Annotated in this window: 11 protein-coding genes and 1 pseudogene; 7 read left to right on the top strand and 5 right to left on the bottom strand. The window is 65.7% G+C overall.

What is annotated here, in order from left to right:
* Positions 1-167: 167 nt before the first annotated feature.
* Together OM977_RS05065 and OM977_RS05060 are read left to right on the top strand one after the other, a co-directional pair.
* Positions 168-1604: a flotillin family protein gene (locus OM977_RS05065; protein ID WP_264356444.1), complete on the top strand. Its 1437-nt coding sequence runs from the start codon at positions 168-170 to the stop codon at positions 1602-1604.
* Entirely contained in the window at positions 1597-1836 is a 240-nt protein-coding gene (locus OM977_RS05060) for a hypothetical protein (RefSeq protein WP_264356443.1), read from the top strand. The genes OM977_RS05065 and OM977_RS05060 overlap by 8 nt, the downstream gene beginning before the upstream one ends.
* A 6-nt stretch (positions 1837-1842) precedes the next feature.
* Here OM977_RS05060 and OM977_RS05055 read toward each other — a convergent pair whose 3' ends face one another.
* Positions 1843-2145: a helix-turn-helix transcriptional regulator gene (locus tag OM977_RS05055; protein ID WP_264356442.1), complete on the bottom strand. Its 303-nt coding sequence runs from the start codon at positions 2143-2145 to the stop codon at positions 1843-1845.
* Positions 2146-2209: 64 nt separating this feature from the next.
* Here OM977_RS05055 and map point away from each other — a divergent pair, with 64 nt between their 5' ends.
* The 5 genes and pseudogenes from map to OM977_RS05035 all read left to right on the top strand — a co-directional run bounded on the left by map (position 2210) and on the right by OM977_RS05035 (position 9822).
* Positions 2210-2992 (top strand): type I methionyl aminopeptidase, encoded by a 783-nt coding sequence (gene map / locus OM977_RS05050; protein WP_264356441.1) that lies wholly within the window; start codon positions 2210-2212, stop codon positions 2990-2992.
* Positions 2993-3005: 13 nt separating this feature from the next.
* Positions 3006-3111: pseudogene (locus OM977_RS19730) on the top strand (IS481 family transposase); the annotation flags it as partial.
* Positions 3112-3273: 162 nt separating this feature from the next.
* On the top strand, positions 3274-5535 hold the full coding sequence (locus OM977_RS05045) for a putative bifunctional diguanylate cyclase/phosphodiesterase (RefSeq protein WP_333474006.1): 2262 nt from the start codon (positions 3274-3276) through the stop codon (positions 5533-5535).
* A 154-nt stretch (positions 5536-5689) separates the two neighbouring features.
* Positions 5690-7810, top strand: a complete 2121-nt coding sequence (locus OM977_RS05040) for a putative bifunctional diguanylate cyclase/phosphodiesterase (protein WP_264356440.1) — start codon at positions 5690-5692, stop codon at positions 7808-7810.
* Between the two features lie 137 nt (positions 7811-7947).
* Positions 7948-9822, top strand: a complete 1875-nt coding sequence (locus OM977_RS05035; protein WP_264356439.1) for a putative bifunctional diguanylate cyclase/phosphodiesterase — start codon at positions 7948-7950, stop codon at positions 9820-9822.
* Here the strand turns inward: OM977_RS05035 and OM977_RS05030 are convergent.
* From OM977_RS05030 to OM977_RS05015, 4 genes are all read right to left on the bottom strand, one after another.
* Positions 9819-10508 (bottom strand): suppressor of fused domain protein, encoded by a 690-nt coding sequence (locus OM977_RS05030; RefSeq protein ID WP_264356438.1) that lies wholly within the window; start codon positions 10506-10508, stop codon positions 9819-9821. The two genes, OM977_RS05035 and OM977_RS05030, sit on opposite strands and share 4 nt — an antisense overlap.
* On the bottom strand, positions 10435-10857 hold the full coding sequence (locus OM977_RS05025; RefSeq protein ID WP_264356437.1) for a hypothetical protein: 423 nt from the start codon (positions 10855-10857) through the stop codon (positions 10435-10437). Before OM977_RS05025 ends, OM977_RS05030 begins: the two co-directional genes overlap by 74 nt.
* A 122-nt stretch (positions 10858-10979) precedes the next feature.
* Entirely contained in the window at positions 10980-11825 is an 846-nt protein-coding gene (locus tag OM977_RS05020; protein WP_264356436.1) for an SDR family NAD(P)-dependent oxidoreductase, read from the bottom strand.
* A 100-nt stretch (positions 11826-11925) separates the two neighbouring features.
* The gene (locus tag OM977_RS05015) at positions 11926-13428 is read right to left on the bottom strand and encodes a CBM96 family carbohydrate-binding protein (RefSeq protein ID WP_264356435.1); all 1503 of its coding nucleotides are present in this window, start codon (positions 13426-13428) and stop codon (positions 11926-11928) included.
* Between the last annotated feature and the right edge of the window lie 220 nt (positions 13429-13648).

Raw genomic sequence — 13648 nt, 5'->3', positions numbered from 1 at the left:
AATTCCCCCGCCCCGCTATGGACTTCCCGACAATTACCGACTCAGACTGTCTACAACAGCTGACTTGGCGGCCCCGCATTCCGCACTCAAGTCCGGCCGGGTTTCATCAGCGGCATCGTTGGGGGCTTTGCCGCAGACCTTTTCCAGCATCGTGAAAGGACCTGTTAATGCCGGACGTTTCAGCATTCATGCCGCTCATCACCACCCTCGTCGGGGCGATCCTCGTCATCGCCGTCATCTGGATTGCCACCAAGCTGATGTGGAAAGTGGCCGAACCCAACGAGGCGCTCATCATTTCGGGGCTGACGCGGGGCACCCTTGATACCCGGGCGGGCATGGACTTCAAGATCGTTACCGGCAAGGGCGCATTGGTCCTGCCCGGGCTGCAGACAGTCAGGACCTTGTCCCTGACCCTCAATGAAACCGAACTCAAGGTTTCCTGCGTGACGTCCCAGGGCATCCAGGTGATCGTCGAGGGCGTGGTCATTTACAAGATCGGAGATGCGCCGCCCTTCATAGCCAACGCCGCGCGCCGGTTCCTCGGACAGCAGGCCAAAATGGAAAGCCAGGTCTACAACGTCTTCGAAGGCCACCTGCGCTCGATCATCGGCAGCATGACCATGGAAGAAATCATCCGCGAGCGCGACAAGCTCGGCTCGCAGGTCCGCAGTGCCAGCGGGGTCGAGATGGAAAAGCTCGGCCTGGTGGTGGATTCGCTGCAGATCAAGGACCTGCAGGATCCCACCGGCTACATCCAGAACATCGCCAAGCCGCATATTGCCCAGGTCAAGATGGAGGCCCGCATCGCCGAAGCCACCCGGAACCGGGAAGCGGCGGAAAAGGAAGCCGAGGCGGAGGCGCTGATCGCAGATGCCCAAAGCATCTCGGCGATCCGGCAATCCGTGGCGCAGGCGAATGCCGAGCGGGCCAAGGCCAACGCCGCCCAGGCCGGCCCCCTCGCCGACGCAACCGCCCGCCAGCAGGTGGTGGTCCAGGAGACGGAGGTGGCCAAGCTCGAGGCGGACCGGGAGGAGCAGAAACTGCAGACCACCATCCGCAAACCCGCGGACGCGAAGGCCTACGCCAAGCGCACCGATGCCGAAGGCCAGAAGTCGGCCGACATCAGCGCCGCCGAAGCGCTGGCCCGGCGCACGGAACTCGAAGCGCAGGTGAACGCCCGGCGGACCGAGCTCCAGGCCCAGGCCAACGCAACGGCGGCGGCCGCGGCTGCCGGCGCCACCCGCGTCACCGGCGAAGCCGAGGCTGCGGCCACCAAGGCGCGCGGCGATGCTGCCGCCTCGGCCATCAAGGCCAAGGCCCTGGCCGAGGCGGACGGCATCAAGGCCCGCGCCGAAGCCCTGGGCACCAACCAGGACGCCGTGATTTCCCAGCAGCTGGCGGAGAACATGCCGGCCATCATCGCGGCCGCAGCCGAGCCGTTCTCGCATGTGGGTCAGATGACGGTGCTGAATGGCGGCGAAGGCGTCAACCGGATGCTGGGCGGGATCCTTGCCCAGGTGGGCGATTACCTCCCGGCCCTTCGATCGGCTCTGAAGAACGGCAGGGAGGATTCCAAGCGGCCACCAAAGGCTCCAGATGCATAGGGACGTTGACCGGAGCCTCACCGGCAAGATCGCAAGGGTCACCGGACGGATCGGACCGGGCACCATCGGCGAAGTCATGTTGCCGTACCGGGGTGGCACCAGCGCGTTCCACGCCCATCCCTTTGACAGGACCAGTGTCTACGCGGTGGGCGAGGAGGTCCTGGTGATCTACTACGAGCCGCCGCAAACCGTCTACGTTGACGAGCTCCCGGACGTGCTCAAGAAGGACTAGTTGTACTTACGAGGCCAATCGCTCACGTGCTTTGTGATCAGAGCCGGTCGGTTCAACGCCGCGTTGGGGCTGGTTGATCTCGGCCCACACCGCATCGAGGGAGAGCCCGAGGACATCTGCGATCGCAGCGATGGTCGGGAAGGAAGGGGTGGCTACGCGGCCCGTCTCGATCTTCCGGAGGGTCTCCGGTGAAACACGGGCATCGAGCGCGATGTCGAGCATCGAGCGCTCTCCCCTGGCGCGACGCAACATGGCACCGAGGCGCTGTCCGCGCTCGACTTCTGCGAATGTAAGCGGCAATCTGACCATAGCTCCGATTATACCGGGATAATATGGCCGGTATAGTTATTGGAATTTGTGAGAAGGGCGCCGCATGATCGAGATCCTGAACCCCACCGAACTGTCCCGGGCAAAAGAGACCGGTGCCGTCGTCGCTGACATCCTGCAGACGCTGAAGAGCCGAAGCACGGTCGGCACCAACCTCCTGGACCTTGACCGGTGGGCCGAGACCATGATCGTCGAGGCTGGAGCGCGGTCCTGCTACGTCGACTACGAGCCCTCCTTCGGACGCGGGCCGTTCGGACACTACATCTGCACAGCCGTCAACGACGCTGTGCTCCACGGACTGCCGTACGACTACACGCTTGCCGACGGCGACCTGCTGACTCTCGATCTCGCCGTCTCGAAGCGCGGAGTTGCAGCAGACTCTGCGATCAGCTTTATCGTGGGCGAGTCTAAGCCCCCGGAGAGCGTCGCGATGATCAGCGCCACCGAGCGCGCATTGAGCGCAGGGATAGCCGCTGCCGGACCGGGGGCCCGCATCGGCGACATCTCCCATGCCATCGGCTCGGTCCTCAGCGAGGCGGGTTATCCGATCAACACCGAGTTCGGGGGTCATGGCATCGGATCGACGATGCACCAGGACCCGCACGTTCCAAACACCGGACGGCCAGGCCGTGGCTACAAACTGCGCCCCGGGTTGCTGCTCGCACTGGAGCCATGGGTCATGGCGGACACTGCTGAACTCATCACCGACGCCGACGGGTGGACGCTCCGAAGTGCGACAGGCTGCCGGACAGCACACAGTGAGCACACAATCGCTATCACCAACGACGGAGCCGAAATCCTTACCTTGCCGAGGCAGGCGCACTCGTAAGCCCGGAGCCTGACCGATCAGTGAGTTCGCGCCTCGCTCAGGTCTCTTGGTCCACGGTGAAGCGGTGGATCAGCCGTTATCTCGCTGGCGAGTCCATGAAATATCGATCGTCGCAGCCCGGCAAGCGTTCATGCATAGCGCCGGGGCCCGCCGTCGCGCCACTTGGTTGGTAGCGTCGTCGCGGCGCAGTTGCACAGCGCGGTCGCAGGTGACCTCTATGATTTCCTCTGGGGAGGAACGTCCATGGAATATCGGTCTCAAATACACGCTCAGGTGGCCGCGTGACCGCGGCACAGCACCCGGGCGCGCACGCTTCCGCAGGTACAGCGCGCGACTCCGGCAGCGACGGCCCGGCAATCAGCCCGGGAAACAGCCCGGCAACCAGCCTTGCGCCGTCCTCCCAGGCCGTGCTCGAGTCCTGCCCGGACGCGCTCCTGGTGGTCTGCGAAGACGGCACCATCCGCATGGTCAACGCCGCCACGGAACGCATGCTCGGCTACACCCGCGAGGAGCTCGTGGGCCAGGACCACCGGATCCTGGTGGCAGAAGGCTTCCGCAGCGGTTTTCAGCGGTTGCTCTTCGCTCTCCGCCGGGACCCCGACGGCGGCCCCCTCCCCCCGGTGGAGGCCTACGGGCTGCGACGGGACGGCTCGGAATTCCAGGCGGAGATCACCTGCGCGCTCGTGTCCCCCGGCGCAGGCAGAACCGCAGCAGGCCCTGAGGACGCCGACGCCAACTCCGGCATCTGCATGGCGGCCCTGATTCGGGATACCTCGCACCGGCTCGAAGCAGACACGGAATTGCGCGCGGCGATGTCGCTGTTGACGGCCACGCTCGAATCCACCGCGGACGGCATCCTCGTGGTCAGCGCCGATGGTCAGATCGCGGGCGTCAACAACCAGTTCACCGCCATGTGGGGTATCCCCCGGGAACTGCTGGCCACCCGGGACGACGACGCCGTGCTGGCCTTCGTCCTGGACCAACTGGTGGATCCCGCCCAGTTCATCGAAAAGGTCACCGCCCTCTACGCGGACCCTGGCGCGGAAAGCCATGACGTCCTGGACTTTCGCGACGGCAGGACCTTTGAACGCTACTCCCGCCCGCAACTCGTCGCCGATGAGGTGGTGGGGCGGGTCTGGAGTTTCCGGGACGTCACCCCGGCCAGGATCGCCCAGGACCAGATCAACCAGGCCATGGCGGATCTCGCCGAGCAGGCCGCGCAGCTCAAGGACCTTGCCTTCAAGGACCCGCTGACCAGGCTCTCCAACCGGCAGCTGTTCAACGACCGCCTCGCCGGCGCGCTGCAGGGGCCGCACGGCACCGCCGTCGACGTTTTGTTGCTGGACCTGGACGACTTCAAGGAAGTCAACGACATTCATGGCCACCACGCCGGTGACCAGATGCTGATTGAGGTGGGCCGGCGGCTGCGCGCCTGCGTCAGCCCGGACGACGTCGTAGCACGGCTGGGTGGCGACGAATTCGTCGTCCTGCTGGTCGGCTCAACCGATCCCGAGGCCACCGCCGAGCGGATCGTCTCAGCCCTGAAAGTCCCGCTGTGGATTGACGGGACCATGCTGCGGCCCAGCCTCAGCCTGGGGCTGGCCTCCATCACTGAGGACGCCGTGGACGCGTCCGAGCTGTTGCGCCGGGCCGACGTCGCCATGTACGCGGCCAAGACCGCGGGTAAGAACCGGTACCTGCGGTTCCGCCCGGAGATGATGGCGGCCCTCGTGGAGCGCACCGAGATGGAAGCCGGGCTGCGGCTCGCCGTCGACAGCGGCGAGATCGCGGTGTACTACCAGCCGATCCTCTCGGCAGCGCACGGCGCCGTCGTCACGGTCGAGGCCCTGGCCCGCTGGGAGCGGGACGGCGAACTCGTGCCGCCGCAGCAGTTCATCCCCGTGGCGGAACGCAGCGGCCTGATCATCGAGATCGGCACCGAGGTATTGCTCACGGGCTGCACGGAGATGAAGTCCTGGCTCGCAGAGGACCCGGTCCGGTCGCTGGCCGTCAACGTCTCCGGGGTGCAGCTGCAGCACGGCGACTTCGCCGAGCTGGTGCTGGCCGTCACGGAGTCCTGCGGCGTCGACCCCCGCCAGCTGGTCCTGGAGGTCACCGAAAGCGTGTTCTTCGCCGACGACTGCCACGTGATCCAGCAACTGGTAGCCTTCCGGAAGGCCGGCGTCCGGGTGGCCCTGGACGACTTCGGGACCGGCTATTCCTCGCTGGGCAGGCTCCAGGACCTCCCGGTGGACACCCTGAAGATCGACCAGTCCTTTGTCTCCATGATCCACACCGGTGCCGAGAAGCTGCCGATCCTCACATCGATGATCAGCATGGCCCGCGGCCTGGGCCTGACGGTCACGGCGGAAGGCGTGGAGACCGAGCAGCAGGCCAAATACCTGCTGCGGCTGGAGTGCGACTCCCTGCAGGGGTTCCTGTTTTCCCGCCCCGAGCCGAGGCCCCTGCTGGAGTCGGCCATCGGCCGGTCGGCCGCCGCATTCAGCACCCTGCGCCGGGACCGGGTCTCCGGCAACCGGTAAACCGCCCGTGCTCCGACTGGAATCTGTCCAGCCGCCGCGAAAAAGCCGGGCAGAGGTGCTGGACACAGGGCTGGGGAACTCTATGATCAGTGGTACGCAGTGCCCACGGTGTCGCCGCTGGGATTCATCTACCTGAGTTGGAACAACCGTCGCTATGGGAGCCGGAATCGCCGTGGGAACTGGGTTCGAAGAGACCCTGCTTGAGCAGGGTCCAGATGCCTTCTTGCTGCTCACCGCAGACGGCACCATCGCGTACGTCAACGCCGCCGCGGAGGCCCTCTTCGGTTACCCCCGGGAGCAACTGCTGGGCGTCCAGCACACCATCCTGCTCTCGGAGGACGAACGCGGCGGATTCCTGCGCATCTTCGGCCGGTTAGGCCGCGGCGGCCAGGCCGCCAAGCGGCCCTTCCGTGCGGCAGGCCGCCGTCGGGACGGCATCGAAATCGCTTTGGAGATCACCTGCTCCCTCGTGACGTTCAACGCCGGCGCGGCCATGGCGGTCGCCGTCCGGGACGCGGACCATCGGAACGACGCCGATTCCGGGCGGCGCCTGGCCGTTTCGCTCCTGGACGCTACGCTGGAAACCACCGCCGACGGGATCGTGGTGGTCTCCTGCGAGGGGCAGATCACTGGAATTAACGACCAGTACCTGAAGATGTGGGGCATGCCGGCGGAGCTGGTTGCAGCCGAGGACCCGATGGTCCTGATCAGGTTCATCGCCGGGCAGCTGGCCCACCCCGAGTACTTCCTGGACAAGGTCTCCACGCTGTACGCCGACCGGTCGCTGCAGAGCCATGACGTGCTGGAATTCAAGGACGGCCGCACGGTGGAGCTGTACTCGCGCCCGCAGAAGGTCGCCGACACCATCATCGGCCGGATCTGGAACTTCCGGGACATCACCTCCCGGCAACGCGCCCAGGACCAGGCCCGCCACGCCATGGAAGAACTCGCCGAGCAGGCGGACAAGCTCAAGGAGCTCGCCTTCCAGGATCCACTGACCGGCCTTGCCAACCGGATGCTGTTCAACGAACGGGCGGCCGCGGCGCTGCTCACGCCCGAGCCCGTGCATGTGCTGCTGCTGGACCTTGACGACTTCAAGGAAATCAATGACGTGCTCGGCCACCATGCCGGTGACGAGATGCTGGTCGAGATCGCCCGGCGGCTGCAGAGCTGCGTGGGCCCGCATGGCACCGTCGCGCGGCTCGGCGGTGACGAGTTCGTGGTGCTGCTGGTCGGCTGCCGGGACTCCGACGCCGTCGCGCAGCGTGTGGTGAGCGCTTTGAACGCCCCGGTCTCGATCGAGGGCACCCTGATCCGGCCGGGCCTGAGCCTGGGCGTGGCGTCGCGGAACGACGGGTCAATGTCCTCCTCGGAACTGCTCCGGCAGGCGGACCTGGCGATGTACGCCGCCAAGGAGGCCGGGAAGAACTGCTACGTGCACTTCCAGCCCGCGATGCTCGCGGCGCTGCTGGAACGCACCCAGCTGACGGCCGGGCTGCGGCGCGCCGTGGAGCTGGGCCAGATCACCGTGCACTACCAGCCCGTCATCTCCGCGGAGCGGCTCGACGTCGTCCAGTTCGAGGCGCTGGCCCGCTGGGACTGGGGCGGCCAGCTGATGTCCCCGGACGACTTCATCCAGACCGCCGAGCGCAGCGGCCTGATCCGGGACATCGGCGCCGAGGTGCTGCGGCGCGCCTGCTCCGAGCTGCAGCCCTGGCTGGCGGCGGATTCCTTCCGGAGCCTCGCCGTCAACGTCTCCGGCGTGCAGCTGCAACACCGCGACTTCGCCGAACGGGTCCTGGACATTGCGGCCTGGAGCCGCGTTGATCCGCACCAGCTGGTGCTGGAAGTAACGGAGAGCGTATTTTTCGACGCCGACACGCACGTCATTTCCCAGCTCTCCAGCCTGCGCGCGGCCGGGGTCAGGGTGGCGCTGGACGACTTCGGGACCGGGTACTCGTCGCTGGGCCGGCTGCAGGATCTGCCGGTGGACGTCGTCAAGATCGACAAGTCGTTTGTGTCCATGCTGCGCACCGGGGTGGAGAAGCTCCCCATCCTGACCTCGATGATCCACATGGCCCGCAGCCTCGGCCTGAAGGTCACGGCCGAAGGCATCGAGACGCCGGCACAAGCGCGCTACCTGATGGAGCACGGGTGCGATGCCCTGCAGGGCTACCTGTTCTCCCGGCCGGTGCCCGCATCCGAGCGGCAAAACGCGGTGCGGAAGTCGGCCGCGGCCATCGCCGCAATGGACGGCATCCCGCTCCCGGGGTAGCGACTTATTCGCCCTCCACCTGCACCGGAACATGCCGAGGTGTCCCGCACCACATATGATGCTGGAAGCGCAGCCCACGGTGTCCTTCATGTGGTCCCTGCAACTCTTAATCTGACGCTTGGGGGCAGGCAAACATCTTGGAATCTGGATTCGCACAAATTCTGCTGGAACACAGTCCGGATGCGCTGCTGCTGCTCGCTCCGGACGGATCCATTTCCTTCCTGAATGCTGCCGCGGAGGAACTCTTCGGCTACTCCCGCGCCCAGCTGCTGGGCGCCGATTCCAGCCTGCTGCTGGCTGAGGCCTCGCGCGAAGACTTCCATGGTGTGCTTGCCGGCCTGGGCGGCACCGCCGCCCGCACCCGCCAGCCCTTCGCCGGCTCCGGCCGCCGCGCGGACGGTACCGTGGTCCCCGTCGAGATCACCTGCTCGGTGCTCCCCGCCGCGGCGGACGCCGCCCTTCCTGCCGGGACCAACGCCGCCGACGGCGCACCACCCGCCACCCCATCCGGGCCCACCGTTGCGGTCTCGGTCCGCGGCGCCGGGCACCGGCAGCTTTCCTCGTCCGGCAGTCCGCAAAGCCGCGCCGCCGCACCAGCGGACGCCGCTGTGCCTGCCACCACCCAGCACCGCCGTCGTACGCCTGCGGGGTTAGCTGCGGGGTCAGCTGCCGCTCCGGCGGTTTCCGCGGCCTATGCCGACCGCGATGACCAGCTGCGCGCCGGGGCGCTGCGGGACCAGCTGACCGCGTTGCCCAACGGGACGCTGTTCAACGAACGCCTGGCCGCCGCGCTGCGCCGCCCGGACCCCGTGGATGTGCTGCTGCTGAACGTCGATGACCTCAAGAGCCTCAACGACATGCTGGGCCGTTCGTCCGCCGACGAGCTGCTGGTGGAGGTCGCCAGCAGGCTGCGCAACTGTGTCCGGCCTCACGACACCGTGGCCCGCCTCGGCGGCGACGAGTTTGTGGTGCTGCTGACCGAATGCCTCAACGCGGACGCCGTGGCCCGGCGGATCGCGGATTCGCTGCTCGAGCCGATGCGCGTCGCAGGGACCCTGGTCCGGCCGGGGGTGAGCATGGGGCTGGCCTCAAAGACCGCGGAGACCCTGGACGGGGCGGAGCTGCTGCGCCAGGCCGACGCGGCGCTGGCGGCGGCGAAGGCCGGGGGTCAACCCAACTGGCTGAGGTTCCGGCCGGAGATGCTGAACACCGCGGCCCACCGGACCGGCGGCGAAACCGGGTTGCGGCGGGCGGTGGAACTGGGACAGATCTCGGTCCACTACCAGCCTGTGGTGTCGCCTGGGCTCGGCGCGGTGGTGCAGTTCGAGGCGTTCGCGCGCTGGGAACGGCACGGGACGGTGATTCCGCCCAACCAGTTCCTGCCGGTGGCGGAGCAGAGCGGGCTGATCCGGGAAATCGGGGACGAGGTCCTGCGCCGTGCCTGCGCCGAGATCCGCCCGTGGCTCGCCGGGGACGCCGCCTACAGCGTCGCCGTGAATGTCTCGGGCCTGCAGTTCCAGAACCGTGATTTCGCCACGGATGTGCTCGCCATTGTGGCGTCCGCCGGCGTGGATGCCCGCCAGCTCACGCTCGAACTGACCGAAAGTGCCTTCTTCGACGCCGACTCGGACGTGCTGCGGCAGCTCCGCCAGCTGCGCGAGGCGGGCGTCCGGATTGCGATGGACGACTTCGGCACCGGCTATGCCTCGCTGGGCCGGCTCAAGGAGCTGCCGCTGGACGTGGTCAAGATCGACCGGTCCTTCGTGGCAATGATCAGGACCGGCCAGGAGCAGCTGCCGTTCTTCAACACCATGGTCAACGCCGCGCACGCCCTTGGCCTGCGGGTCACGGCCGAGGGCATCGAGACCCCAGCGCAGGCAAAGTACTTGATGGACCGGGGCTGCGACTCCCTGCAGGGCTACCTGTTCGCCAAGCCGGCCCCGGCCAGCGATCTGGCCGGGACCATGGAAAGCGCGCTCACGGCCATCGACAAGGTGGACGCCGCCCGCTAGCTTCTTCGGAGAATCTGCGTTCTCCCCAGGGCCTTTCCCAGCCACGAGCCTAAGCGTGCAGGACGAGCCTGGATTCCCGGCGGCAGCTCCCGGTCCAGGTCCCAGGACTTCACTCCGAACTCCTCCCAAATGCCGAGGAGCTCCTCGGAACGGTTGCCGTTCCTGTACTCGGCCTCCTCCGGGTAGACCGGCAAAGCGTCGAGGAAGACAACATGCCGGCCATCCTGTAGCCGCAGTTCCGGGATCAGGTCATCCGGGCGTTCTGTGAGTATCCAGCCGGTGAACTTCCGCCCCCTGATGACCTTCCAGTCCCCACTGATGAAGGAGCCGTGCTGCGGCACCCCGTTGCTCTTCCGGATGCTCATGGCCGCATCGGCAAAGGCCTCCAGCACCGCCGAGTCGCCAGATTTCACGCCGACGAAAAGCTCGACGGCGTGCTGCCGTGCCCCGGGTCCGTGGTTGCTGGCCCCTGCCGAAGCGTAAAAGTGGACGCCAAGGCGGCTGGAGCCTTTGGGCCACTCGAAGACGCCGATGGAATCCCCGGACCGTGTGTGTAGGTCGTGATACACCGGCTCGCCGGTCACCATTCTTTTGTAGTGCTCACGGAGCTCGTCAACGACCATGCTGAACCCCCTCTGCAATTCCCTGGCATTGCACGACGACGCGTTCTGGCTGCCGGGCGTCATCCCCCCAGATACTGATGGGGACGTCCCGGGACCTGGTGCGGAAACGGGCGATGCTGTCGAGGTAGACGGTATGGATGTCCACGAGCCGCCGGCTGGAGTGAAGCACTCCCTGGTGGAGCAGGGCCAGAGCCGGGTCGTCGGGCGGATTCTTTCCGATGCGGAGCAGGACGTCACCTTCGGCAACGTGCTGGACCGCCTGGGCCCAGACGCTGGCGGTGGACCAGAAATTGGCGATCCCGTCGATGTCGGGGATCTCCGCCTGCTTGTAGTCCTCTGCGATGAGCAGCATCAGGGCATTGGGGAAGGCGACGCTGCCCTCGTAGATGTAGCTCATTTCGTACGTCCGCACATGGGTCGATTCTGCCCCATCGCAACCGCAGAAGCGGTGAGCCGTGCGGCGGTTTCTTCAGCGGCCCGGCCAACGGGGCGCAACTTCTTTGGGAAGCACCGGCGGGGCCGAGTCACATGGAGTTACGCCGGGGAATCCAGCTTGTCGAGATCCTGCGCCACCATCGCCTCGCTGCGGTCCCACAGCTCCCGGGCCAGCTCGGCGTCGTACGCCTGCTTGTTGGCCTTCGCGAGGGCCCGCTTGGCGTAGTACGCGCCGGAGACCCAGTCCTGCCCGGGCGTCGCGGTAGCGAGCCACACCAGCGTGTCCGCGCCCTGCTCCGGGCTCAACAGGAAGCGGTTGAGGAAGGTCTTATACGCGTGCCGCATCGGGCTCGTCGACTCCGCCGAGAAGTTGGTGGCCACCACGCCGGGGTGGAAGGCCGCCGTCGTGATTCCCACGGCGCCGTAGCGGTGGTTCAGCTCGGTGGTGAACAGAATGTTCGCGAGCTTGCCGGTGCCGTAGGCACGGTTGGTGGAGTAGTTCTGCGCGGAGTCCAGGTCGTCGAGGTCCAGCTTGCCGAAGCCGTTGGCCGCGCTGGCGGTGTTGATGACGGTGGCGTTGCTGGTGGTGAGCACGTCCATCAGCTCGGTGGTGAGCAGGAACGGCGCCAGGTGGTTGACCTGGAAGGTCTTCTCGTGGCCGTCCACGGTGAGCTGCCGGGGGCCCATGATCCCGCCGGCGTTGTTGGCCAGGACGTCGATCCGCGGGTACTTCTCCTTCAGCTGCCGCGCGAGCTCGCGCACCTGTGCCAGCTCCGCGAAATCGGCAACGAAGTAGTCCGCACCGATTTCCTTCGCAAGCGATTCGGTCTTCTCGGCGGAACGCCCGACGACCACCACCCGCTCCCCCTCCTGGCTCAAGGTCCGCGCGGCGGACGCGCCGATGCCGTCGCTGGCTCCGGTGATAACGATGGTCCGAGCGGTCATGAAATGTCCCTTTGATTGGAAGCGGCTGCCGCACGTACAACGGCGACCGGCCGGGTAATGTTCCCCTGGCCGGCCGCCGTTGCTTGCGGACTTAGCTGAGTCAGATGCGCAGCGGCGTCCGGAAACTCAGCGCGGTCCCGGCGTTGAGCAATTTCGGTCCGATGGCCAGCATTTCTTCAGTGGTCCGGAGCAGGGAGTAATGATTGTAGTTGCCCGAGATTACGGTGCCCGGGATCACGGTCGGTGCCACTATGAAATTGGGTATCGGGGTATCCTCGTCGAAGACCACGAAGATTGCCATTCGCTTGGACAGGTAGCTGGGACTGTTCAGGATGACCGGCAGCCATTGGGAGAGCCAGGTGTCGCCGGTGGCGATGCTGCAGTCATGCATGTTGTTGCAATCACTGGGCACCACCACAGAGAAATTCGGCAATGTGTTGTTGGTGAGATCGCTCTTCAGGTGGCCCGCGCTGGTGTTGCCCAAGGGCACGTTATTGATCGCACAGGCGGCCCTGTCCCCCGGCCCCTGGTAGTAGATCTCAGGGTTGTGCCGCTCCGCATAAGGATAGGACGCGGACAGGAAGCAATTTGAGGGCATGTCCTCCATATAGCTCTTATAGGACTGCCCCACAGACCGCACTTGCCGGAAGATGTTGTTGGCCGTAATGGTTGGCAGGCCCGATGGGCTGGAATTCGTGGTGACGCCTTGCGTGCTGCCCGAGGTCATGGCTATATAGTTCGGCAGCGAAGGCAGCCCGGTGCCGGCGTCAGTCCAGCTGGAGACCGATGCGCACTGGTTCGCCTTGGTGGTCATGTAAGGCGCGTTGGGGCTCCCGATGACCTGGGAATAGGTCTTGTTCTCAAAGATCACCCACATGACATGGTCGTATTTCGCGGGCGGGACGGTCGCCGTACCGCACGGGTTTGCGCCGGGGGGCGGCGGCGGCGGTGGCGGCGGAGGAGGAGGCGGCGGTGGCGTCGTACTGGTGGTCACTGTCAATAGGGGCCGTTGACTGGTTACCGAGGTCTCCTTCGAGCTGTAAATCACGCCGTCGGAGGATGTGGTGCTGATGCGGAAGGAGTACGTCCCGTCGCGCTTGATCACGCTGAAGAGGTCAAACTCCACAAAGGTGTTGTCGGCAACAGCGCCGCGGGAAGCCACAATGGGCGTCTCCGCGACCGGCGCGTTGTTGAATGTGATTGTGTTCTCACTCCAGGTGGTGTTCAGCACTCTGCGGAATTGACCGCCCGAAGAGGAGGGATCCGTAGCGAATAACCTGAGCTTGGCGCCGGTCACGGTGCTTCCCGCAGTGCCGGTCACCGTGAACTTGAGAAAAATCTGTTCCACCGGCGAGTTATCAGCCTTAAGGCCTATCGCCGTGCGGAAGTTCGTGGTGGGACTATCGCGCTTGACTACGGCATCCGCCGTAGTTGAAAAGGTCAAGGTGGCTGCCTGGGCCGGGCCGGCAATGAGAGAAATAGTGGCGGCTACGAGGAAAAAGATTGAGGTCAGGGAAAACCATCGGTGCAACGATGGCGTGCGGCTAAGCCGATGCTTTTTGGCACCGCTTTTCCCCACGGCAAATCCAGATTTGAGGCTCATCTCAGGACTCCTATTCGGTCCGATCGACGCACTCTAAGCCATAAAGGCTGATAGGAATCCAAACCCTAGCGTGCGAAATAGAGCCTCACAATGCCCGACGCCGAAATAGATTGCCGGGTTAAAGGTATTCCCAAGGTTCTATCGACCATTCGCTGGGCCAGACGAAGGGCCCAAGGGGGTGTTAAATGGCTCAGGCCCCGACGTTTGTGTCGGGGCCTGA

Origin of the sequence: Pseudarthrobacter sp. MM222, assembly GCF_947090775.1 — a bacterium.
Taxonomy (GTDB): Bacteria; Actinomycetota; Actinomycetes; order Actinomycetales; family Micrococcaceae; genus Arthrobacter.
This window is presented reverse-complemented; position numbering and strand designations above follow the sequence as displayed.